17 protein-coding genes are annotated in these 21,707 nt (G+C 67.1%); all 17 read right to left on the bottom strand.

Annotated elements, in window-relative coordinates; genetic code table 11:
- Nucleotides 1-43: 43 nt before the first annotated feature.
- Complete coding sequence (locus H4O11_RS04890; protein ID WP_182338219.1) at nt 44-352, bottom strand: DUF2149 domain-containing protein; 309 nt, start codon at nt 350-352, stop codon at nt 44-46.
- Nucleotides 352-828: a MotA/TolQ/ExbB proton channel family protein gene (locus H4O11_RS04885; protein ID WP_182338218.1), complete on the bottom strand. Its 477-nt coding sequence runs from the start codon at nt 826-828 to the stop codon at nt 352-354. Before H4O11_RS04885 ends, H4O11_RS04890 begins: the two co-directional genes overlap by 1 nt.
- A gap of 4 nt (nt 829-832) precedes the next feature.
- Complete coding sequence (gene cobN, locus H4O11_RS04880; protein WP_182338217.1) at nt 833-4,711, bottom strand: cobaltochelatase subunit CobN; 3,879 nt, start codon at nt 4,709-4,711, stop codon at nt 833-835.
- A 2-nt stretch (nt 4,712-4,713) separates the two neighbouring features.
- Nucleotides 4,714-6,666, bottom strand: a complete 1,953-nt coding sequence (locus H4O11_RS04875) for a TonB-dependent receptor domain-containing protein (protein WP_182338216.1) — start codon at nt 6,664-6,666, stop codon at nt 4,714-4,716.
- A 90-nt stretch (nt 6,667-6,756) separates the two neighbouring features.
- Nucleotides 6,757-9,132 carry a TonB-dependent receptor gene (locus H4O11_RS04870; RefSeq protein ID WP_246333238.1) on the bottom strand — a complete coding sequence of 792 codons (2,376 nt, stop codon included), beginning with the start codon at nt 9,130-9,132 and terminating at the stop codon, nt 6,757-6,759.
- Nucleotides 9,133-9,247: 115 nt separating this feature from the next.
- Nucleotides 9,248-10,660 carry a PepSY-associated TM helix domain-containing protein gene (locus H4O11_RS04865; RefSeq protein WP_182338215.1) on the bottom strand — a complete coding sequence of 471 codons (1,413 nt, stop codon included), beginning with the start codon at nt 10,658-10,660 and terminating at the stop codon, nt 9,248-9,250.
- A gap of 1 nt (nt 10,661) precedes the next feature.
- The gene (locus tag H4O11_RS04860; RefSeq protein ID WP_182338214.1) at nt 10,662-12,701 is read right to left on the bottom strand and encodes a TonB-dependent receptor; all 2,040 of its coding nucleotides are present in this window, start codon (nt 12,699-12,701) and stop codon (nt 10,662-10,664) included.
- 185 nt (nt 12,702-12,886) lie between these two features.
- Nucleotides 12,887-13,318, bottom strand: a complete 432-nt coding sequence (locus H4O11_RS04855; protein WP_343042772.1) for a DUF2946 family protein — start codon at nt 13,316-13,318, stop codon at nt 12,887-12,889.
- 133 nt (nt 13,319-13,451) lie between these two features.
- Complete coding sequence (locus H4O11_RS04850) at nt 13,452-13,742, bottom strand: helix-turn-helix domain-containing protein (protein WP_182338212.1); 291 nt, start codon at nt 13,740-13,742, stop codon at nt 13,452-13,454.
- Nucleotides 13,739-14,002 carry a hypothetical protein gene (locus H4O11_RS04845; protein WP_182338211.1) on the bottom strand — a complete coding sequence of 88 codons (264 nt, stop codon included), beginning with the start codon at nt 14,000-14,002 and terminating at the stop codon, nt 13,739-13,741. The genes H4O11_RS04850 and H4O11_RS04845 overlap by 4 nt, the downstream gene beginning before the upstream one ends.
- 362 nt (nt 14,003-14,364) lie before the next feature.
- Nucleotides 14,365-14,742 carry an EF-hand domain-containing protein gene (locus H4O11_RS04840; RefSeq protein WP_182338210.1) on the bottom strand — a complete coding sequence of 126 codons (378 nt, stop codon included), beginning with the start codon at nt 14,740-14,742 and terminating at the stop codon, nt 14,365-14,367.
- A 76-nt stretch (nt 14,743-14,818) separates the two neighbouring features.
- Nucleotides 14,819-15,211: a hypothetical protein gene (locus H4O11_RS04835; RefSeq protein WP_182338209.1), complete on the bottom strand. Its 393-nt coding sequence runs from the start codon at nt 15,209-15,211 to the stop codon at nt 14,819-14,821.
- Nucleotides 15,212-15,417: 206 nt separating this feature from the next.
- On the bottom strand, nt 15,418-17,382 hold the full coding sequence (locus tag H4O11_RS04830) for a MacB family efflux pump subunit (RefSeq protein ID WP_182338208.1): 1,965 nt from the start codon (nt 17,380-17,382) through the stop codon (nt 15,418-15,420).
- On the bottom strand, nt 17,379-18,605 hold the full coding sequence (locus H4O11_RS04825) for an efflux RND transporter periplasmic adaptor subunit (RefSeq protein WP_343042770.1): 1,227 nt from the start codon (nt 18,603-18,605) through the stop codon (nt 17,379-17,381). Before H4O11_RS04825 ends, H4O11_RS04830 begins: the two co-directional genes overlap by 4 nt.
- 133 nt (nt 18,606-18,738) lie before the next feature.
- Nucleotides 18,739-19,368 (bottom strand): hypothetical protein, encoded by a 630-nt coding sequence (locus tag H4O11_RS04820; protein ID WP_182338206.1) that lies wholly within the window; start codon nt 19,366-19,368, stop codon nt 18,739-18,741.
- A gap of 269 nt (nt 19,369-19,637) precedes the next feature.
- Nucleotides 19,638-20,993 (bottom strand): sensor histidine kinase, encoded by a 1,356-nt coding sequence (locus tag H4O11_RS04815; RefSeq protein WP_182338205.1) that lies wholly within the window; start codon nt 20,991-20,993, stop codon nt 19,638-19,640.
- Nucleotides 20,993-21,667, bottom strand: coding sequence for a response regulator transcription factor (locus H4O11_RS04810; RefSeq protein ID WP_182338204.1), 675 nt, complete (start codon nt 21,665-21,667; stop codon nt 20,993-20,995). Before H4O11_RS04810 ends, H4O11_RS04815 begins: the two co-directional genes overlap by 1 nt.
- Between the last annotated feature and the right edge of the window lie 40 nt (nt 21,668-21,707).

Genomic DNA, 21,707 nt, shown 5'->3' with positions numbered 1-21,707 from the left:
GCCATGTCACGGTCCACCCGGGTCGGCCCACGTGCCGGAACGTTCAGCCCTCCGGCACGTAGACCATCCGCCCGTCCGGCAGGCGATAGGTCACGCCGGCCTTTACCCCGCCACCTTCGCCGATCTCCCCGGTGGACTCATAGCGTGTCAGTTCCTCGCCTTGCCTGACCGTGATGCGCATGTCCTCCTTGCCCGGGTTTTCGATGACCGTGACATCGCTGCTGGCGAAGGGGTTGAGCGGATTGCGCACGATCACGATCATCAGGATGCCGACGACCACCAGGAACAGGTCGATCAGGTTCACCACCGAGAGGATCGGATCATCCGCGTCGTCGTCGTCGAGGAAGCGCATCACCCTGCCTCCTGCCGACGTTCCAGCTGGCGCAGTTCCTGCAGCAGCCAGCGTCGCCGAACGGTCAGGATCACGAAGGTCAGGCTGGCTGCAAGAAGGGCGAGGATCACCGACGAGAAGGCGACCACCATGTTTTCGCCGACGCCCTTGGCATCGCTGCTGGTCAGTGCGAGCAGGGCCGGGCCCATCGGGATCATGGTGGCGACCAGGCCCAGCATCGGAGCCGTGCGCGAGACGATGCGCAGCCACTCCAGCCGTTTGAGTATCCACAGCTCGGCATCATCGCTGCTGCCGCCGTGCCGGGCCTGCCATTGCAACAGCGCCGAACGATGACGGCCGCGACGGCGCTGCAACGCCTCCCAGCCGAAGGCGCCGGAGGCGATGAAGGCATAGGCCAGCGCGGCCAGGATCAATACCAGCACCGGTGCCAGGAAAACGTGCGAAAGATCGTACAGGGTGGATTCGAGTGCATTCATGGGTTCAGGCTCGTGGGAGGGGGCGGCGGGCATTGCTGCGGGCCTGCAGGCCCGCGCCGAGGGCAAACAGGATCAGCAGGGCCAGCACGGCGATGGGGGTGTGCGGTGGTGGCGCAGCGGTCGGGACGGGAACCTCCCGCATGACGCGTCCGCGGACGGTGGCCTGCGCGGGGGCAGCTGCCGCCGGCAGGGCCGGTGCGGCGTCAGGCGAGGGAGGCGAGGAGGGAGGCGAGGGCGCCTGCAATCCGAAACCGCCGGGTGCAATGGCGGTGCGGGGCGTCGATCCGGCGGGCGTGGCCATGGCCGCAAGTGCATCGAGGCGCTCCTGCAGTTGCTGTCGGGTCGCCTCATCGGCGTTCCAGTAGCCGCGCCAGATGGCCTCCTGCAGCCGCTGGATGAGCTGCACCTGCGCGGTCGGGTTCTCGCGCTCGAACCATTCGGCGATTCCTTCGCCCCTGCTGTCGCGGACGTAGGTGTCGTGCAGGGCCTGCCACTGTTCATCGCGGACCGTGCCGGGCGCGGTGACCTGCCAGCCGAACAGGTTGTCGGTGGTCTTCAGTACCTCCAGGGTGCCCGCGTAGCCTTCTTCCTTCATCGCACCGATCCATTGCGGATTGAGCACGCCGGTACGCAGCTCATCGGCCAGGAAACGCGCCGCGCTGGTGGTCGATGGTCCGGCCTGGCGGAGGTCGGAGACATAGAGGGAAGGACTGCTGCCGTCCAGGTGCCGGACCGCCAGCGCGAGCCCACCCAGGTACTCGAAAGGATGGTCCGTGCTGAGCAGCCCATGCAGGTTGGAGGAGCGCGACAGCACCGCGGCCTGCACGCCGCGCAACTGTTCGGCGAAGAGGTTGCCATCGGGCAGCGTCATCGCACGGCCCTGGCCGTCGTAGCCATGTTGCAGGCGCTCGAGGAAGCCGCCTGCAAGCGTTGCATCGTCCTTGCCCGCCGCAGCTTCGCGGTCAAGCACGGCCTTGCTCAGCCCGCTTCCGTAGGTGCCGGGCGCGTTGCTGAAAATGCGCAGCGCTGCCAGCGCGGTTGCCTGTTCGGCCGGCATGCCCTGGTCCCGCAGTTTCGCGCCCAGTGCCTGGGCATGGCGGGCGATCGGATTGCGCGGCGTGGCGGGCATCGCGGCCAACCGTGCCACCGCATCGGCCAGCAGGCGCAGGAATGGATCGAACTGGTCGCGATACACGCTGGTCGCCTGCACCACCACGTCGATGCGCGGGTGCTGCATTTCCGTGTCCGGCACGATATCCAGTGCGACCACCTTCCCGGCGGCGTCCCAGCGCGGCGCAAGGCCCATCGCGTGCAGTACCTGGGCTTCCAGCACACCCAGGTGGCGGATCGCCTCGCTGGACCACAGGCTGATGGCCAGCTTGTCCGGAACGGTTGCTCCATGTTCCTGGCGATAGGCCTCCAGCAACTGGTCCAGCGCCTGCCTGCCGCTGTCGAAGGCCGCCCGCGTGGGGATGCGGTCCGGCGCGAAGGCATACAGGTTGCGTCCACTGCGCACCTCCGGTGAGCGGATCGGATCGCCGCCGGTGCCCGGCAGCACGAACCCGCCTTCCAGGCCGTGCAGCAGCGACTCGGTCTCCTGGGTATCGGCAAGCGCGGCGTCGAGCTGGCGGCCGCGCAGCAGCTGTGCGCGCAGGGCCTCATCGGCAACGCCGGCGATGTCCTGGCCTTCGCGCAGGTAGCGTGACAGCGTCCGGTACGGCAGGCCCTGGCGAATCGCCTCGGCATCGCCGGTATGCGCCTCCTGCGGATCCAGCCCGAGGCCGCGCAGGTACGAAGGCCCCAACTGCTGCATCACCGTGAGCAGCCGATGCTCCGGCTTCGCTGCTTCGCCGAAGGTATGCAGGCCGAGCGGAAGCTGGCGGCGGGCGAGCTCGTGCAGGTGGTCATGCAGCGCCTGCAGGAAAGCCGGAAAGCGTACTTCCATGTCGATGGCAGTCCAGCCCATGTCACCGGCGATGCCGCTGTTCGATGCCAGTTCGCGCAGGCGGGCCGCCGTTGCATCGCGCACCTGGCCCTGGTCCAGTTGCTGGAACTCATGGACCAGCTGGTGCAGGTCGCGCAGCTCGTCATACAGGCCGGATGGCGCAAACGCGGGCGTCTGGTGGCTGACCACCACCGCGCGTCCGCGCCGCTTGGCCTGCACGGCTTCGCCGACATTGTCCTGGATGTAGGGGTAGAACACAGGCAGGTCGCCGACGGCCAGCCACGGATAGTCGCCTGCCCACAGCCCGCGATCCTTGCCCGGTGTCCATTCCTGCGTGCCGTGGGTGCCGAAATGGATCAGCGCATCGGCCTGCCACGATGAGCGCAGGTAGAGATAGGCAGCCAGGTAGTAGTGGCTGGGTACCGATTCCAGGTCGTGCGTGGCCTGCCCAACCCGGCCGGCGCGTGGCGGTTGCGGCATCAGCAGCAGGTGGCCCAGCTCCAAGCGCGGCAGGATGAAACTGGGCCTGCCGTCGATGCGGCGGACCGAGGGGTGCGTGGCCGGGTCGCCCCAGCGCTGCAGCAGTTCGTTGCGCCGCTGAGCGGGGAGCGTCTGCAGCCAGTCGGTGTATCGCGCCACGGGGAAGGCGACGGCCAGGTCACGGGCCAGCAGGTCGTCCAGCGATTGCGGCCGGTAGTACCCGCCCAGCAGCGCCTGCGCATCGTCGATCAGCGCCTTCTCGTCGGCCGGCGTCACCCGGTAACCCGCCGCCTGCAGGCGCTGCGACAATGCCGCCACGCTGCGTGGCACGTTCAGATGGGAAGCCGAAAGGTTCTTCTCGCCATCCGGTGCGTTCCAGAACAGCAGCGCCAGGCGTCTGTCGGCGGCAGGACGAGCGCGCAGTGCCGCCATGCGCGCCAGCCGGGCAGCCAGCGCCTCCACCTGTTCGGGAATGGGCAGCATGGCGCCGTGCTCGCTGGCCGAGAGCACGATGGGATCGGACACGCCCCAGCTTTCGGGAAGCGCGACGAAGGTGGCCAGCAAAGGCATCGGCACGCCACTGCTGGCAGCGCGCCATTGCGCGGCATCACCCTGGCGATGGTTCAAGGCCTGGATGACCGGCACGTCCAGCCGCGCGAATTCCGCCGCGCGTGCGCCGCCATTCTGCAGGTGGGTCAGGTTGACCAGCGCCGTCACGTCCAGTGGTGCCGCCGCATCGTGCAGCCCATCGTCATCCTGCTGGTCGAACCAGAAGCCGAACACGGATACCTGGTGGCGGCGCCCGGCCTCGATCAACGCGTCAAGCACCTGGGTCTGCATCGAACCGACGGTGTTGGCCGCGACCACCACGCCCACCTTCGGCCACGCCGCCTGGCCGTTCCGCTTCCAGTACTCCTGCAGCTGCAACGGCGACGTGGCCGGCACGCCGGTATCGGCGTAGTAGCCGGTGGTACCCAGCCGTTGCGGTTCGGGCAGCGACTCGATGCCCGGATCAGCATCGCGCCATGCCGATAGCCAGCGGCCCAGCGTGCGGACATTGGCGCCGCCGCCGTTGCTGTAGTAGCCGGCGATGCGGCCTGCCTGCGCCGCGGACAGCGCGCCCGAAGCCGGTGCACCGCCGCCGATGCGCAGCCAGGGCACCTGGCCCGCTGCCAGTGCCGGCCCGACCGATGCCATGACCTGTTCGGCGTCGGCAGGACGCGGCGTGTCGATCAGCACCAGGTCCACGCCTTGCGGCCAGTGATCAGGCAATGTCGTGGCGCTGCCCACCACGCGATGCACGAAGCGGACCCCCTCCGGTGCGGTGATCGCATCCAGCGCGGCGATGCGGGCAGGCATGATGAAGTCGGTGGTCACCACCTCCACGCGAAGCCCTGCCGCCTGGGCGGGCAGGGCAAGCCACGAGGCAAGCACGAGTATCCAGGCACGGACAGGCATGGTCAGAACGCCAGGTCGAAGCCGGCGTGCACGTAACGTCCCGTTTCCGGGTAGGCGTACAGCGCACCGGTTTCATCCAGCCGTTTGTCGGCGATATTGTCGATGCCGACCACCATGCTCAACCTGGGAGTGATGGCCCAGCGGGTATCGAGGGAAACCAGCGTGTAGTCGGGCAGGGTCACCTGCGAGGTGTCCGACGCCTGCTTCTGCGTGCCGATGTATTCGCCACGCAGCGAGGCCTGCAGCGCTCCCTGTTCCCAGACCAGGCTGGCAGAGCCGCTGCGGCGTGGACGTTCCAGCAGCTGCTGGCCGGTTTCACGGTCCTGCGGATCGAGCCAGCTGTAGTTGGCTTCCAGCCGCAGGCCATCGGCCAGCGGCACGGTGCCAGCCAGCTCCAGGCCACGGATCCTTGCCTCGGCGACATTGGTGTAGTGGCGCAGCTCGCCGCCACGCACGCCGCATGCGCGCACGCAGAGGGTCTGGATGAGATCCTTCAGCTCGTTCTGGAAGGCGGTGGCCTGGGCCGACCAGCCTTCGCGCTGCCAGCCAGCGGACAGCTCATAGCTGGTGTTCTTCTCCGGCTTCAGCGATGGATTGCCGACAATGGTGAAGCGGCCGCCGCCGCCCACCGCCGAGTATCCGGGCGAAAGCTGCTTCAGGCTGGGCGCCTTGAAGCCGGTGCCGATGCCGCCCTTGAGGGTGAACGCCTCGCTGGCATGCCAGACCGCGTATCCGCGCGGGCTGTGGTGCCAGCCGAACTCCGGGTGATGGTCGGCGCGGTCGCCGATCACCAGCGACAGAGCCGGGGTGAGCTGGATTTCGTCCTGCACGAAGAAGGCAGCCTGGATGGCCTGCACCTGGCCGGATTCGGAAGCCGACGCATCATCCAGGCGCTCGCGGCGCCACTCACCGCCCACGCTTACCCGGTGCGCGCGGCCGACGTCCACGGTTGCCCGGCCATCGACCATGTCATCGCGCAGATGCTGCGGGCGGGTGGCATCGCCGCGGTCGCGACGGTTCTCGCGGTCCAGTTCGCTGCGGTACGCGCTGATCCGCGTCTGTCCCCAGTTCCAGTCGCCCTGATGGGCCAGCGTGGTCTGCCGGCGCTGGATGTCGTCGATCGTTTCGTAGACATAGGGCGCCGCACCGGCCTGCAGTGCGTTGCGGCGGCGGTATTCGCTTCCTTCCAGGTGTGACAGGTCGATGCGCTGGCGCTCGTCAGGCGTCCAGGTCAGCACCGCGCGCCCGGTGTTGACGCGGCGCGCCTCCTGCTCATCCAGCCGCGCGTCGGTCGGGTCCTCGGTTGCCTCCTTCTGGCGGTGCTCGGCAAACACGCTCAGGCCCAGCATGCCCGGCACCAGCGCGCCGCCAGCGTACAGTCCGGCCTGCGTGGTGTTGCCGCCGCGGCCGCCGCCGACAACCCCGCCGTTGTAGACCAGGTTGCCCTGCCAGTCATCGGTGGCACGCCGGCTGATGACGTTGACCACGCCACCGAGCGCCTCGGAACCGTACAGCGACGACATCGGGCCACGGACCACTTCAATGCGCTCGATGGCCGAAGCCGGCATCCAGCCCAGGTCGAAGTCGGCATGCGCGATGGCATCGCTGGCGGCATTGACGCGCTGCCCATCGAGCAGCACCAGGGTGTATTCCGGATCCATGCCACGGATGCGGATGCCCCGGCGGCCGAAGCCTACGCCGGCGACGGTGACGCCGGGCGTGCCGCGCAGGGCATCGGCCAGGTCAAGCACCGGCCGCATCTGGATCTGTTCGCGGGTGACGACGTTGATCGAGGCCGGCGCGTCGCTGGCCAGGCGGTCGGTCGCGGTGGCGGTGACCACCACGGGGTCCAACTGGCGGGCATCGGCCGCTGCCTGCACGGTGCCGCTGCAGGCCAGGGAAACCGCAACGGCCAGCGCGTGCCGACGGGATGGGGCGAAAGAGGGGAGTGGCATGTGGCGCGATTCCGCGTACGTGTAATGCTATAACATAGCATCATTCACACTCCCCTCACATCTGCCCGCCGGCACGGCTGGCGCTGGCCATCAGAAGCGCGTGGACAGGGTCACCTGCAGCGTCCGCGCCGGGCCCGGCCGGAATGTAGCGGCGGTATTGGTGGTGCTGCTGATGGTGCCCAGGTAGTCACGGTCGAACAGGTTGTCCACGTTCAAGCGCAGCTTGATGTCCTTCAACAGGCCCCAGTCCCACGCCTCGCCAAAATCGGCGTATGCGCTGTACACGGTGTAGCCGCCGACCGATTCGGTATTGGTCAGGTTGGAATAGCGCTCGGAGATAGTGCGTGCCTGCAGATGGAACAGCGCCCAGCTGGCGGCTTCCCAGGTGACCCCGCCCTGGAACACCCAGCGCGGTGCGTCGGGCACGTCGTTGTCCTTGATGGCAAAGGTGGAGAAGTCGTCCTGGAAGGTGGACACGTTCCAGGACAGGTTGCCGTTGAAGTAGATCCGGCCGCCCAGCGCTTCGGGCTTCCACTGGCTGCTCAGCTCCACGCCGTAGGCATCCACCGCGCCGACGTTCTGGAAGAACGTCTCGGTGGTGGTGCTGCCCGGCACCGGTGCCGCATAGGACTGCAGGCGGTTGTCGAAGCGCGTGTAGTACAGCGCGGCCGAGGCATTGAGGGTGCTGCGGTTGGTGCGGTAGCCCAGTTCCCAGTTGCTGGATGTCTCTGCCGCTGGCCCGCGTACGGCCGGGCTGGCAGCGGAGAAGATATCGTCGGCGCCGCGTGGCAGCGCCAGGTTTTCCGAGTAGGAAGCAAACAGCTGGTCGGTGGCGTTGAGGTTGAACACCGCGCCCACCTGCGGCAGGAAACTGTCGCGCCAGCCATCGGTCAGGCGCGGCGTGCGCTGGGCGATGTAGTCGGCCGGATTGCGATGGCCTTCGATGGCATAGTCGATCGAGGTCGCCTTGAAGCCTATGTCCAGGCGCAGGCGGTCATCCAGCAGGCCCAGCGTGTCGCGCAGGAAGAACTGGCGTGTCCGTCGGGCGGACGCATAGTCGCGCTGGTGGTGCACGACCTCGCCATACAGCACGGCACCATCGGGATGGCCGTCCTGGACGTTGTAGCGGCGCTGGCTGCGGCGGTAATCGTCATCCTCGTACCAGAAGCCCGCGCTCAGCGTATGGACGTCGCCGAAGTGCCAGTCGACCTTGCTGGTGATTCCCTTGCGGATGCCATCGATGCCGGACAGCCCGTACTGGATGCCGCGTGGCGCGACCAGTTCCGGATAGGTCGCGGCCTCGGCGGCATGGGAAGCGAGCGAGGTCGCGTACGCTTCCGGCGAGACCCCATAGCCTCCCTTGCGCTCGTAGTAGGCGGTACTGCGGACATCGATGTTGTCGCCCACCGGCAGATCCAGCGTCAGGCCATACAGGTGATCCGAACGCGAGTTCACCGCGAACTTGTAGTACTGGTTGTACAGCGCATTGGACCAGGGCACCCCGGCGGTGGACTCGGCCAGCTCCGGCACGTAGCCGAGGTAGGCGAAATCGCGTCCCGAGCGGCCGAATGCATCGCCCGCGGCACCTTGGTACTGCGCCTTGGTGATCGATGGCGAGTCGTAGTCGTAATAGTCGTTGTGGACGGTGAGGAAGGTCAGCGCGCCACCGTTGGCGAAGGCATAGCGCAGCTTGCCCTCCAGGTGGTCGCGCTTGATGTAGCCGGGGCCGCGCCACAGATCGCTCTCGGTACGTGAGCCGCTGGCGTAACCGGACAGGCCGGCATGTTCGCCGAAATCCACCCGCGCGAAACTGCGCTTGAGGTTGTCGCTGCCAAAGGTCTGGCTGAGCGAGCCGCCGAATTCCTTTGCCGGCAGCACGGTGTCGTAGCTGACGATCGGGCCCAGCGAGGCATAGCTGGGCAGGGATACATCGCCGGCGCCGCTGGAGGCGGTGACCGACTGCAGGTTTTCATTTTCCACGTAGCGGTAGATGGGGCTGCCACCGAACTGGTCGCTGCGCCCCATGGGAATGCCATCCAGCAGGAAACCGATCTGCTGGAAGTTGAATGCACGTACCGACACCGAGTTGCCGAACTCGTACATCCCCAACGCGTCGTTGGCCTGCACGTTGAAGCCCGGCAGCGACTCCAGCATCTTCAGGCCGGTGATGCCGGCCGGCGCGGACAACAAGGCCTGGCGGGTGATGGCCACGGTGGCGGTGACGTGGTCGGTGCCGATGGCTTCCACCGCTTCGGACAGGCGCTTGCCGGTAACCGATACCGAATCCAGCGTGGTCGCCGTGGCCACGCGGTGTTGTGCGGCGTGGCGCTGGGGTGACTCCTCCAGTACCTCCTGCGCCTGCAAGGGAAGGGGGCCGCTGCACAGGATCGCAGCGGTCAGCATGGCCAGCCGGGGGCGGGCGGATGCCGTGTTGGGCAGGGAGGAGGAGTCAGCTTGAGCGCGCATTGCAGGCCTCGTGGTGGATGGGTCCATTGCACGGGCCATGGCCACCTGGCCGCCATCAGCGATCACGCCACGCAGGCGTCACATCACGCCATCGACATGACGGTTGGTGATGACATCAGTACCGGCGCCAGCCTCCGCTGAGGGCGAAGTCGACGATGCCGACGGCCAGCAGTGACAGCCCGACCAGCGGGAACAGCACGCCGCCCACGCACAGCAACGCAAAGACGATGGCCACGGTCCGGCGCTGCCGCGGCAGCGGCGGCACGCCCAGGCCAGCGACCGGCCGGCGTTTCCACCACATCACCGCACCGCTGGCACACAGCAGCAGAATCGCCACGCAGGCGATGAGCAGGAATACGCGATTGAAGGTGCCGTACTGCTGGCCCAGGTGCACGTTGATGCCCCATTCCAGGCCACGCCCCAGCACGCCGTAGTCGGCGTAGCCCATGTCCAGCAGGACGCGGCCGCTGTACTGGTCCAGATGGACCACCCGCTGGCGCGCCAGCCTCTCCGGATACACCGACGCGGTGTACACGCCCATCGGCCCGCGCGGCAGCGCCACCGCGTAACCGGCGGCCATGCCCAGCGCGTTGAACCGCTGCAGCGCGGCGTCGATACCGATCGCACCGGTTCGTGGCGACAGGTCGCCCAGCGCACCGCCGTGCCCCTCGTGTCCCGCGTGGCTGTCAGCGGAAGGCGGCTGGCCGGGCGGTACCGACGAGGCCGGCAGCTGCGCGTGTTCCATCGTCCAACCGGGCGTGGTGGTATCGGCCAGCCGTTGATCGGACATCGGCACCGCCACCCGCACGCCGGCGGGATAGCCATAGTCATGCCCATTGGCCCAGGCATTGACCTGCGTGCCCCATACCACCGACCAGGGCATGCCGGTCAGGGCGAGGAACAGCAGCACCACGCCCACCCACACCCCGGTCACCGCATGCAGGTCGCGCCAGAACAGCCGCTGCCCCGGGCTTCCCCGCACCGAGGTGACCCCGCCGTTCCGGCCACGCGGCCACCACAGGTAGACCCCGGTGAGCACCAGCAGGATGGCCCAGCCAGCCGCTATTTCGATCAGCGCACTGGCCCAGCCGCCGAGCAGGTCCAGGCTGTGCAACTGGCGGACGACGCCGGAGAACGTGCCTTTCTCCGGCAGGTGCCCCAGCACCCGCGCCGAGGCGGGATCGACGTAGTAGACCTCGCGTTGTCCCTGTTTTCCCAGTACCGCGATTTCCACGCTGCCATCGGCGCGTTCGGGCGTGGTGTAACGGAAGGCCTCGCCGCCGCTGGTCGCCTGCACCGCAGCCACCTGCGCGCTGGCCAGCGAAGGGGCGGCCTGCGATGCCGCCACCACCTTCAGGTCATGGTGGACCCAGCGGTCAATGGGCTTCTGATAGAGGTAGACCGCGCCGGTCAGTGCCAGCCAGGCAATGAACGGCAGCACGAACAATCCTGCATAGAAGTGCCAGCGCCACACGGCGCGGTAGAACCGCCAGTGATCTGGCTGCGGCGAGGAGGCGATGGCGTGCATGTCAGAGCTCCCGGGTCCAGCTGAGGTAAAGCGCACGCCCGTCACCCGGCGAATAGCCGGACGATCCACTGTCATACCAGGCATACACGTAGAAGCGGTCGGTGGCGTTCTTCAGCTGCAGCGCAACGCTGTTGAGCGCATCCACGCGATAGCTGGCGCCCAGGTTCAACAGTGCATGGCCACCGTAGCGGCCGAGCGTGTTGGTGCGCTCCACGAAGTAGTCGCCCTGGCCGTTGCCCCAGGCACTGAAGGTCCAATCGGCATTCGGTGTGTATTCCACGCCGGCACTGGCCAGCCAGTTCGGTACGTTCTCGATCTGCCGGCCACGGGTCCGTGGCGCGCCGGGGTCGGGCACTTCAATGATGGCTTTCTGGCGCGAATAGGAGGCCCATGCCCGCCATTGCGCGCTGGCTTGCCAGGCCAGCTGCGCGTCCCAGCCGCGGCGCAGGGTTTCGCCCACGTTGCCGACTTCGTTGGCGCCGATCTCACCATTGACGCCCAGGATGGTCGCCACCTCGTCCGACGCCCGTTGCTCCCAATAGGCCAGCCGGGTCTGCAGGCCGTGGAGGGGTGTCCACTTGATTCCCGTCTCCCAGCCCTCGTTGAGGGACGGCGCAAGATCGCGTGCCTGCCTGCGGTAGGCGCCATCGCCGCTGCCGATCTGGAAGGTGCGGCCCCAGTTGGCGTAGGCCACCGTCGTCGCGTTGAGGTCATAGGAAGCGCTCAGCTTCGGCTGCCTGATGAGGCCGTAGTCGTTGGCTGGTGCGCGCGTGCCGGTGGCCGCGTCCAGCAAGCTGCCATGGATGCGATCCACCCGGTAGGCCGGTACGATCTTCAGCGCTGCAAGGGGGCGGATCACTGCCTGGACGTAGGCACCGCGCGTGTCGAGATCGAAATCCCAATCGCGCAGCGTGGCCTGGCGTTCGCGGGCCACGGTGCGATAGCGGCGCGCGATGTTGTCCTGCCACTGCGCGTCAACGCCGGCGTCCAGCACGAACTCGGCAAGCCGCGTGTCGGGACGCCAGGTGGCGTTCAACAGCAGGCCGCGATGGGTTTCATCGTTGTAGCGCTCCTGCTGCGCGCCGCCTTCCGTGAAGGTCACCCAGCGCTGGTTCCGGTAGTCGTTCTGGTAGGCCTTGGCATTCCAGCGCCAGTCGGTGCCCAGGTGGCCATCGAGGTGCAGCGCGGTCTGCACGGCTTCGCGCTCGCTGCGGTCATCGCGCGCATAGTCCGGGGACTGCCTGGGGTTGGCCTTCACTTCGGCATGGCTGAGGTAGCCGGCTTCCAGCGCGTTGTTGCTGTAGTAACGGCTGGTCAGCCCGGCGCGCCAGCGGCCATCAGGATCGGTGTAGAACCACTTGCCGGCGAAGCTGCGCTGTGTCGCGTCGGCATGCTGGCGCTCGCCATCGGCATCGCGCCAGCCGAGGAAGTAGTTCTGCGACCACGCGCCGCGCTCCCAACCCTTCGCCAGCTGGATGTCGCGCGTGCCAAAGCTGCCGGCGGTGATGCTCAGTTGCCCGTCCTTGCCGCCCTGGCGGGTCACTACATTCACGTCGCCGGCGATGGCATGCAGGCCATAACGGGCGTCGTTGGTGCCGCGCACGATCTCCATGGCGCTGATGTCCAGCGGGAATACGGCATCCAGGTAGGGCATGCCGCCGGCGTTGTCGTTGCTGGGAATGCCGTCGATCAGCAGCTTGACCGCGTTGATGCGGCCTTCGCCATTGAAGCCACGGAAAGAGAATCGCCCGGCATCGGTCCCCATCTTGAACTGGGTGACCTGCACGCCGGGGGCGTTCATCAGCAGCTCCCAGCTGTGCTCCACCTTCTGCCGCTGCAGCAGGTCGCCGCCGATGATGTCCACCGAGGTGAATACCGATCGTGCCGACAGTTCGCGTTCGGCAGCCGGGCGCGCCTGCACGGTGCCCAGGGTCAACACGGTGCCATCCTGGGCGGCCGCCGGTGAAGGGCCGAGGGCCGCGCAGGCCAGCGCAGCCAGCACGGCGCCTGGCAGCGGTCGGATCGAAAGAAGTCTGTTCATTGTCCACGACATCGAGATGCCGCGATCACAGCGTGACCGGGGCAGGCAGAAGAACCGGCGCGGTGGCCGGATGCAGGGTAGGGGACAGGATCCAGGCGCACGTCGCCTTGCCACGGCGATGGCCATGGCGTTGCCGCAGGCGATGACAGCCAGGCGCCGAAGCGCGCGTCAGTACATGGACTGGATCAGCAGACGAGTGCGGGTGGTCCGCGCGCGCCCAGCGTGCCCGCAGCAGGGGCACGCCGCGTATCGATGAATCCTGCCAGGGCGCGGAACACTGCCGGCCAGAGGGTCATCAACAGAAGCACGGCCACCAGCAGGCTGATCATCCGCGCGGCGATCAGGCAGTAGTCGCACTCCACGCCCATGTCATGCTCGGCATGGGGTGACGCAGGGCGCGGATGATCGGCATGGGACGCCATGTCATGGCCCATGCCGTGCCCCATATCGTGATGCATGTGGTGTGCCGCAGGGACCTGGGGCCCGGCAACCAGTGCCTGCACCGGCGGCATCGCCGGGTGCGCCAGCGCCCGGCTGACCACCGGCGCCGCCATCACCAGCAGCATGGCCAGGCATGCGCAGACGTGGAGCCAGCGATGGAGGAAAGGAGGACGCACTGCCTGATTCTAAAGCGAACGGGCCGTGCACCGGGCCGCAAACGTCTTCGATTGCACGGGCTGCGACCATTTGTCGCGTGCGGCGGGGAATGTGTGCCGGCCGTGGCGTGAAAGAGGCTGCCGGGGCCTGCCTTCAGCCGGCATCCGCGCGCAGGCGAATCCCCAAGGCCCTCATCACCCTCAGCACGGTGGCGAAGTTGAGGGTGAGCCTGCCATTCAACTGCTGGCGCAAGGTCTCGCAGCTGAGGCTGCGATTCCCCCCGGGCACGCCTATCCCCCGCATCTCGGCAACACGCAACAGCGCCCTTGCCACGTCTGCCGCATCAACATCGCGCTGGCGAAGCAGGCCGTCCAGGACCGCCGTTTCGACGGCATCGCCAGCTGCCTGCCCGGCGAGGCCTGCCTTGTCGCGTGCACGGGTCACGGCGCGCCCCGCACATGCGACGACCTGGCCACGTAAACCATGTCTCCCACGGTAGAGCGGGGCCATGCCCCGCTGCTCTCGTACGCGATGCTCCCGTCAGCATCCATCGACAACGTCGACAGACGCGCAGCCTCAGGGTGGTCCTTGTCGTACTGCTCCAGCTGCCGCTCCAGCCTCTCGATGAAGCAGGGTGGCACATCGTGGATGGCGTCGCCGAGCAGGGCGCGCAGGCGGGCGGAGCTGAGAGGGTATTGGGACATCGGTGGACCTACCTTGCATGGCTGGAGGCCACCTGCGCCGAAGCGCAAGGTGGCGGGCGATGCGGGTTGGCATACCGGCAGAATGAACCGAAGAACCGGCGGATCAGGGATCCCCACACACCGCCCACCGTGTACTGGAGGGCAGTGTAGTGCATTCTCCGCCGTGCCCAGAGGGCATAACAGAGTCCAAAAGTTCATTCGTGATCAGGATGCCAATCCCGGCTGGCGCATGTCCGCTCCAGCACGATCATCGTCGGCGGGCCGGGCCGCCTGCGTCCATGAGGAAAACTGCGGAATTCCCTCGGCAGAGCGGGTCCATGACCCGCTGCCCTTATCCGCCACGTTCGTTCTCAGTGCGCAGCTCACTTCTTCACGGCATCGGCAGTCTGCGCAGCAACCATCGCCTGCTGCATTTCCGCCAGCGACAGCGAGCCGTCGTGGTCGGTATCCAATGCATCGAAGTACTTGGCGATTTCCGGCACGATCTGCGCTTCGGCCTTGCTGATCTTGCCGTCTCCATCCTTGTCCATCTCCTTGAACGCCGCATCGATGGACTCGGCCTGCTCATTGAAGCGCGACTGCTGGTACTTCGTGTATTCGATCTTGTCCACGCGCCCGTCCTTGTTGGTGTCCATGGCGGCGAATGTCGTGTCGATGTAGGCCTGCTTGGTATCGGACGTCGCGGCGAATGCCAGCGACGGAAGCAGGCAGAGGATGGGCAGCAGTGCTATGGGTTTCATGTTTGGTCTGTTCCTTGGATTCAAGCGTACGGAGATGGCGTGCGACATGCACCGCCCGGGTGGCATGGGCACGTCCTTACTGGCAGCGGTAGGTATATCCATCTGCGGCTCGATAGGTGTCGTTCGCGCGGTCGTAATTTCCATAGCGGTTGATGCAGTAGTCCGCTCGTGCGCGCTTTTCCTTCTCGCGTTTGGCCGCTGCAGCGATCACGCCGGCCAGCACGGCGGTGCCGACGACGCCCACCGCGATGCCCGTGGCCTTTGCCTCATCCTTGCGCTTGCGTTCCCGCTCCCGTTCCCGCTCCCTCTGGTATCGATCCTCGTGCGGGCGATAATCCCGGTCCCGTTCCCAGTCGGCACGGTGGTGGTGGTTCTGCTGTGCATGGGCGACGCCGGCGTAGGGCATCAGGATCAACAGTTGACTTACCGCGCCGAGCAGCAGCACCGTTCGTCCAGCTTTTAGAAACATGGTTATTGCTCCTTGAATGGAATCTTCCAACGAGGTGCAGTAGACAGGGGCAACATTGCGCGAACCTGCCGTAGCCATGATTCCGGTGCTACTCACATCGACAGCAGGATGCTTTTCTCACTTTGCAGCGCACGACGCGCCGCGGAGCGTCCGATCAGGCGATCCTTCATGGCGTCGCTGCGCGCCTTGGCAGGGTAGGGGCGTCCTCAACGGATCAACGCCTCCACCGGATCCAGCTGCGCTGCCCGCCGCGCAGGCAGGAAGCCGAATCCAATCCCGATCAGGCTGGAGCAGGCGAATGCTGCAAGAATGGACTCCGTCGAGAACACCAGGCTGAAGCCCACGTCGGCCAACGCCAGCACCAGGCCCAACGCGAGCGCCACGCCGATGCCCAGCAGCCCACCCAGCAGGCAGACCAGCACCGATTCGATCAGGAACTGTTGCAGGATGTCGCTGCGGCGCGCGCCCACAGCCATGCGCACGCCGATCTCGCGGGTACGTTCAGTTACCGAGACCAGCATGATGTTCATTACGCCGATACCGCCAACGACCAGGGCGATGGCCGCGATCGAACTGATCATCATCGTCAGGATGCCGGTGGTCTGCTCGATGGATTCACGGATCTGCGCGTTGTTGCTCATGTAGAAATCCTTGCTGCCATGGCGCCGGGTCAGCAGCCGGGTGATCGCCTGTTCGGCAGCTTCCATGGTGATCGCATCGGAGACGCGGACGGTGATGCTGGATACATGGCTTTGGCCAAGCATGCGTGCCATGGCCGTGGTGTAAGGCACCCAGACACGAAGCACCGAGGCATCGCCCGCGGCCGCAGTGTCCTTCTTGACCACGCCGACCACCCGGACGGGTACGTTGCCGATCAGGATCGTCTGCCCAACCGGATTGTCACGCGGGGCGAAGAACCGCGCACGCGTGTTGGCATCGATCACCACCACCTGCTGGTACCCCTGCACGCCTGCGTGGCCAAAGAAGCTGCCTTCGCCAAGCTTCATGCCGTGGACGCGGAAGTACTGCTCGCTCACGCCCTGGACCTGCGCATTGGCCGAACGGTTGCCATGCAGCGCCGTGGCCGTGGTCGCCACGCCCGGGGTGGCACTGTCGACGAAGGGCTGCGCCGCCAGGGCGACGCTGTCGCCGGGGGTAAGGGTCTCCACCAGCGCAGAACGCAGGTCGCCAAAGCCGGACCCCGGATAGATCTCGATGGTGTTGGTGCCCAGCGAGGAGATGTTGGACAGGATGGCCTGGCGCGCGCCGGTGCCGAGGGCGACCACCGACACCACCGAGGCGATGCCGATGATGATGCCGAGCATGGTCAGGAAGGTGCGCATGCGGTGTGCATTCATCGCCCGCAGGGCCATCCGGAAGGCCTCGGAGAAGCGGTCACGCAGCGCCTGCCAGCCCGCGCCGTCGCTGCCCTGCTGCCACCCGGCGGTGGCGCCGCCACTGGCGGTGGACGTGCGGGTGGGCCGGTCATCCACGATGCGACCGTCGCGGATCTCGATGATGCGCTGCGCATGTTCGGCCACGGCCATGTCATGGGTGACCAGCACCACGGTGTGGCCTTCGGCGTGCAGCTCGCCGAGGATCTTCATGACTTCCTTGCCCGAGTGCGTATCCAGCGCACCGGTAGGCTCATCGGCGAAGATCACCGCGCCGCCGTTCATCAGCGCACGCGCGATCGAAACGCGTTGCTGCTGGCCGCCGGACAGCTCGCCGGGCAGGTGGTCCAGGCGCCCGCCCAGGCCAAGCCGGGTCAACAGCTGGGTGGCACGATCATGCCGCGCCGACGCGGGCATGCCGGCATAGATGGCCGGGACCTCGACGTTGCCGATCGCCCCCAGGTCGTTCAACAGGTGGTAGCGCTGGAAGATGAAGCCGAAATGCTCGCGGCGCAGCTCCGCCAGTTCGTCGGGCGACATCTGCCCGGTCTCGCGCCCCGCCACCTGGTATGAGCCGGCGGACGGCCGGTCCAGGCAGCCCAGGATGTTCATCAAGGTGGATTTGCCTGAACCGGATTGGCCGACGATCGCCACCAGCTCGCCAGCGCGGATGTCCAGGTCCACGTCATCGAGTACCACCAGCGTCTGTTCGCCGGCAGGAAATTCGCGGCGCAGTCCACGCACGCGCAGCAGGGGATCGCCCATGTGCGTGCTCATCGCGGCGGGGCGGACGCGCGGTCCGCCTGCGTGCCGTCGGCGGGCGCGGGCGGGCCATCGGCATCAGCGGCCGAGGCCAGCACGACCTGTTCGCCTTCCTCCAGGCCGCTCCTGATCTCTACCTGTATCTGGTCGTCCAGCCCGGTGGTGATGCGACGTGGAGCCGGGTGGCCGTCGGCGCCACGGACCTGCACGGTATAACTGCCATCGCCGGCGCGCGGGCCGAGTGCAGCCGAGGGAATGGTGAGTACGTTCGACGCCCGGCCAAGCACGATGCGCACCTGTGCGGTCATGTAGCTGCGCAGCCGTCCGTCTGCATTGTCCACGTCGAACTGGCCGTTGTAGTACATCGCGGTACGGCTGCCGCCGGCGGACAAAGCCGGCGATGCCAAGCTGGAGGTGTCTTCGTTGATGATCGATTCCGGCGCCGGGGCGATGTCGCGCAGGGTGCTGCTGTAGCGTCGGCCGGTATCCCCCAGGATGGTGAAGAACGCCTCCTGTCCCAGCGTGGTGTGCACCACGTCGGCTTCGGATATCTCGGCATAGACGGTCATGACATCCTGGTTGCCCAGCATGACGATGGTCGGTGCGCTCTGCACCGCATTGACCGTCTGGCCCTGGCGGGCCACCACCGCAAGCACGGTGCCATCGGTGGGGGCGGTGATGCGGGTGTATTCCAGGTTGGTCTGCGCAACGTCGACATCGGTCTGGCGTTGCACGATTTCCCCATCCAGCGCCGCGACCTGTTCGCGGGTGGCGTCCACCCTGGTCCTGGCGGCGTCGAAGTCGGCACGGGCCACCAGCTGCGACGCGACCAGGCGCTGCTGGCGCTGCAACGTCAGTTCGTGCTGGCGCAGGTCGGCGGCCAGGGCGTCGCGGTTGGCACGTGCGCTGCGCTGGGCCGCCTGCGCGCTCTGCAACGTGTTGCGCTGGGTGCGCGAATCGATTTCGGCGATCAGGTCGCCGGCTTTCACCTTGTCGCCCAGTTTTACGTGCAGTGTTTCGATGCGGCCGGATACCTGCGCACCCACGCTGACCAGCCGCGAGGGCTTCAGCGTGCCGGTTGCCTCCACCACCTGCTCGATGTCGCCGCGTACCACGGGTGCTACCTCCAGCGCCGGGGGTGGCTCGGGTGCCAGCCAGGCGTAGGCGGCGACCCCCGCGCAGAGCAGCACGGCGGCACCGACCAGCAGGCGGCGGCGTTTGGGGGCGGCGGCGCTCACGGGCGCAGCGTCCATGGGGGGCAGGGCATCGAAGGGTCCTCGCAGATAGGGGCGCGTGCTGGATGGCAGGCGTCGACAGCCGTCGAGTGTCGATGTGCAGGATTGCGCGAACCTTGCGTTGCCGTTGGCGATGTCAGGCGGCAGGTACGGCGATCAATGCCACGGCGATGAAGTGGCAAAGGCTGCCGAGCGGCAGCAGGGCATGCCGAAGCATCGCAGCGAGCCGATGGCGGGGATGCCACTGCAGGCCGAGGCTGGCGGCGCAGCACAGTGCACCGGCCAGCAGCCATGCGAGCAGCGGCCCGGCCACTGGCAGGCTGAGCAGGACAGCCGCCAGCAACAGCAGCGCTGCCGATGCTGTCCGCAGAACGCCACGCCATATGGGGTGCGCAGGGACGCCGTGCATGCTGGATGCCACGAGCACACCCGAAGCCAGCCAGGCCAGCGCAAGCAGGATCATCGGCACGTGGCCACCCGCGTGCGCGGCCAACGGAATGAGGGTGCCGGCCACCATCAGGCAGGGCAGGTGCCGGTCCACGCTGCGCAGCAGCGGCGAGGCGATGCCGCGTCGGGCGTGGTGCAGGGCAGACAGTACATGCAGCGCGGCGTGTACAGCGACGAACAACAGCACCGCCAGCGACAGGGCCGCCGATGCGCGCAGGCTGCCGGCGAAGGCGAGGGCAGCACCGGGGATGGCGAAGAACAGTGCGGTGAACAGGTGGCTGAGCGCACCGGAGCGCTCGGCCTCAGGAATGGAGCGCAACCAGCGCGGCCACTGTGCGGGGCCATGCAGCCGACGAGGCTTCTGCCGCCGGTTCCAGGCCGCAGCGGTAAGCGTTGAAGACAGTGGTTCAGCGGTTGTGCGGGGGGTGTTCGCCGGTCGAGGCGGAGAGGCTTCCTTGGACACGTTGCAGGCTTCCTGTCAGGACGGAACGCGATGGCGCTGCCACGCCATCGATTTCCATGCTGGCCGCGCAACATTGCCGCAAGCTTGCCGATCCGGGCAGGCAGGGGCGGGCGGACAGCCGCCAGTCAGCCCTCGGCAAGCGTGTTGACCTTGCTGGTGACGCCGGGATGCGGCGGCAGTTCGATGCGGATCAATGCGCCTCCGTCAGGGGCATCGAGAATCGTGACGTGCCCGCCGTGGCGGTCGATGACCTGCTTGACCAGGTTCAGGCCCAGGCCGGCACCGGTCTGCCGCGGGCGCAACCGCTGGAAGGGCTCGAACACGCGCTCGCGTTCGCTGGCGGGAATGCCCGGACCGTCGTCCTCGACTTCGATACACGTATCCTGCACCCGCACGATGACGTGGCGCCCACCATGTTCGGCGGCATTCAACACCAGGTTCGATATCACCCGTTCGATGGCGCCGGTTTCGCCCAGCACCGGGGCATGGGGCTCCACCGCTACCGCGACGGTTCGCCCGGACTGGATGAGCAGGGGGGCCAGGTCGGCGGCAACCCGCTTGGCCAGCCGCGCCAGGTTGATGGTTTCCTTATGGCCGTCATCGTCCAGGCGATGCAGGTCAAGCAACTGCTCGGCCAATGTTGCCAGGCGTGCCACTTCGACGGCGAGGCTGCGCGAGGTGGATTCGTCCGCCGCATCGATCTTCACTTTCAGGATCGCGATGGGTGTCCGCAGCTCATGTGCCGCCGCGGCGATGAAGCGGCGCTGGCGTTCGTGCCCTTCATCCAGCCTGTCCAGGGCCTCGTTAACCGCCGTCACCAAGGGCACGATCTCTACCGGAACGGCTGTTTCGGTAAGGCGGATGCCGCGGCGGCTGGCGGAGATTTCACGGGCTTCGCGCGCGGTGCGCTCCACGCCAGCCAACGCGCGCTTGACGATGATGGGCGTCACGATCAGGGTCACCAGTGCCAGCATCAGGAAGATCGGCAGGGTGATGACGTGGGCGGCAAGCGCCATCATCCACGTCAGCGTGTCCACCTCGCCATGGGCCATGATCGTGAGCCGGCCTGCCGGGCCCGAGTGTTGGCGCACCGCCGCGGCCAGTCCATCGGTCTTTTCCCGTCCGCGCAGGTCGCCATAGGGGATGCTGGCCAGCCCCCCCACCAAGGAGGCATAGACCTGCGGCACGTTGCCATACGTTACGTGGTGCCCTTGCTGGTCCTGGGCGATGAACCACGCGTCCGGCGCTGCCTTCAATGCCTCGGTGAACTCCGGCGTGGGCTGCACGTACAGCCGGCCCTGGTCGTCGCGCTGCACGGCATTGACCGCTATCGGGGCAAATGTCTGGATGGTGTAGTAGCCGCCGCTGTCGGCGCGCACCAGCACCATCAGCAGGGCGAAGAAGGCGATCAGCAACGCCAGCAGATGGAAGATCAATGGCTTGATGATCAGCGGCCACTTCAACGACGGGCGACGCGCCATTACTTGCTTTCCCGCATCAGGTATCCAACGCCCCGGATGGCATGGATCTCGACGCCGGCATCGGCGTCGGCCAGCTTGCGCCGCAACCGCGAGACGTGCGAGTCCAGCGTATTGGAATGGATGCCGTCGTCGAATCCGTATACGGCCATTTCAATCGACTCCCGCAGCACGGTGCGGCCAAGCCGCCTGGCCAGCGCCCCCAGCACGCGGATCTCGCGGCGGGGCAGGTCGAGCCGTTGCCCGGCCACGGTGGTCTCGCCCGACATGGGGTCGAACACCAGCCTGCCGACGTTGACGGTTTCGATGTGCAGCCCGCTTGGCCGACGACGTACGGCGCGGATCCGCGCAAACAGTTCCTCCAGGGCAAAGGGCTTGGCGAGATAATCGTCTGCACCTTCATCCAGGCCTTCGATACGGTCTGGCAGCTGGTCCAGCGCGCTCAGCACGATCACCGGCACGCCAGGGTTCCTGCTGCGCAATACGGGAATCAAGGTCAGCCCGTCGCCATCGGGCAGGGTGCGGTCCAGCAGGACCAGATCGTGCAATCCACACTGCGCTGACTCCCTGGCCAGCGCCAGGCTGTTGGCCACGTCCACTACGTACCGCTCGCGCTGCAGGGCGTTCCTGAGCGTGGTGGCCAGTTCGGCTTCGTCTTCGACAAGCAGGATGTGCATCGCGGGGCTCCGGTCCGTGGGTCCCGGGGATGGGAGTAGG

The organism is Stenotrophomonas tumulicola, assembly GCF_014117215.1.
Lineage (GTDB): Bacteria > Pseudomonadota > Gammaproteobacteria > Xanthomonadales > Xanthomonadaceae > Stenotrophomonas > Stenotrophomonas tumulicola.
The sequence above is the reverse complement of the archived record's forward strand: the minus strand, read 5'-3'. Positions and strand labels throughout refer to the sequence as shown.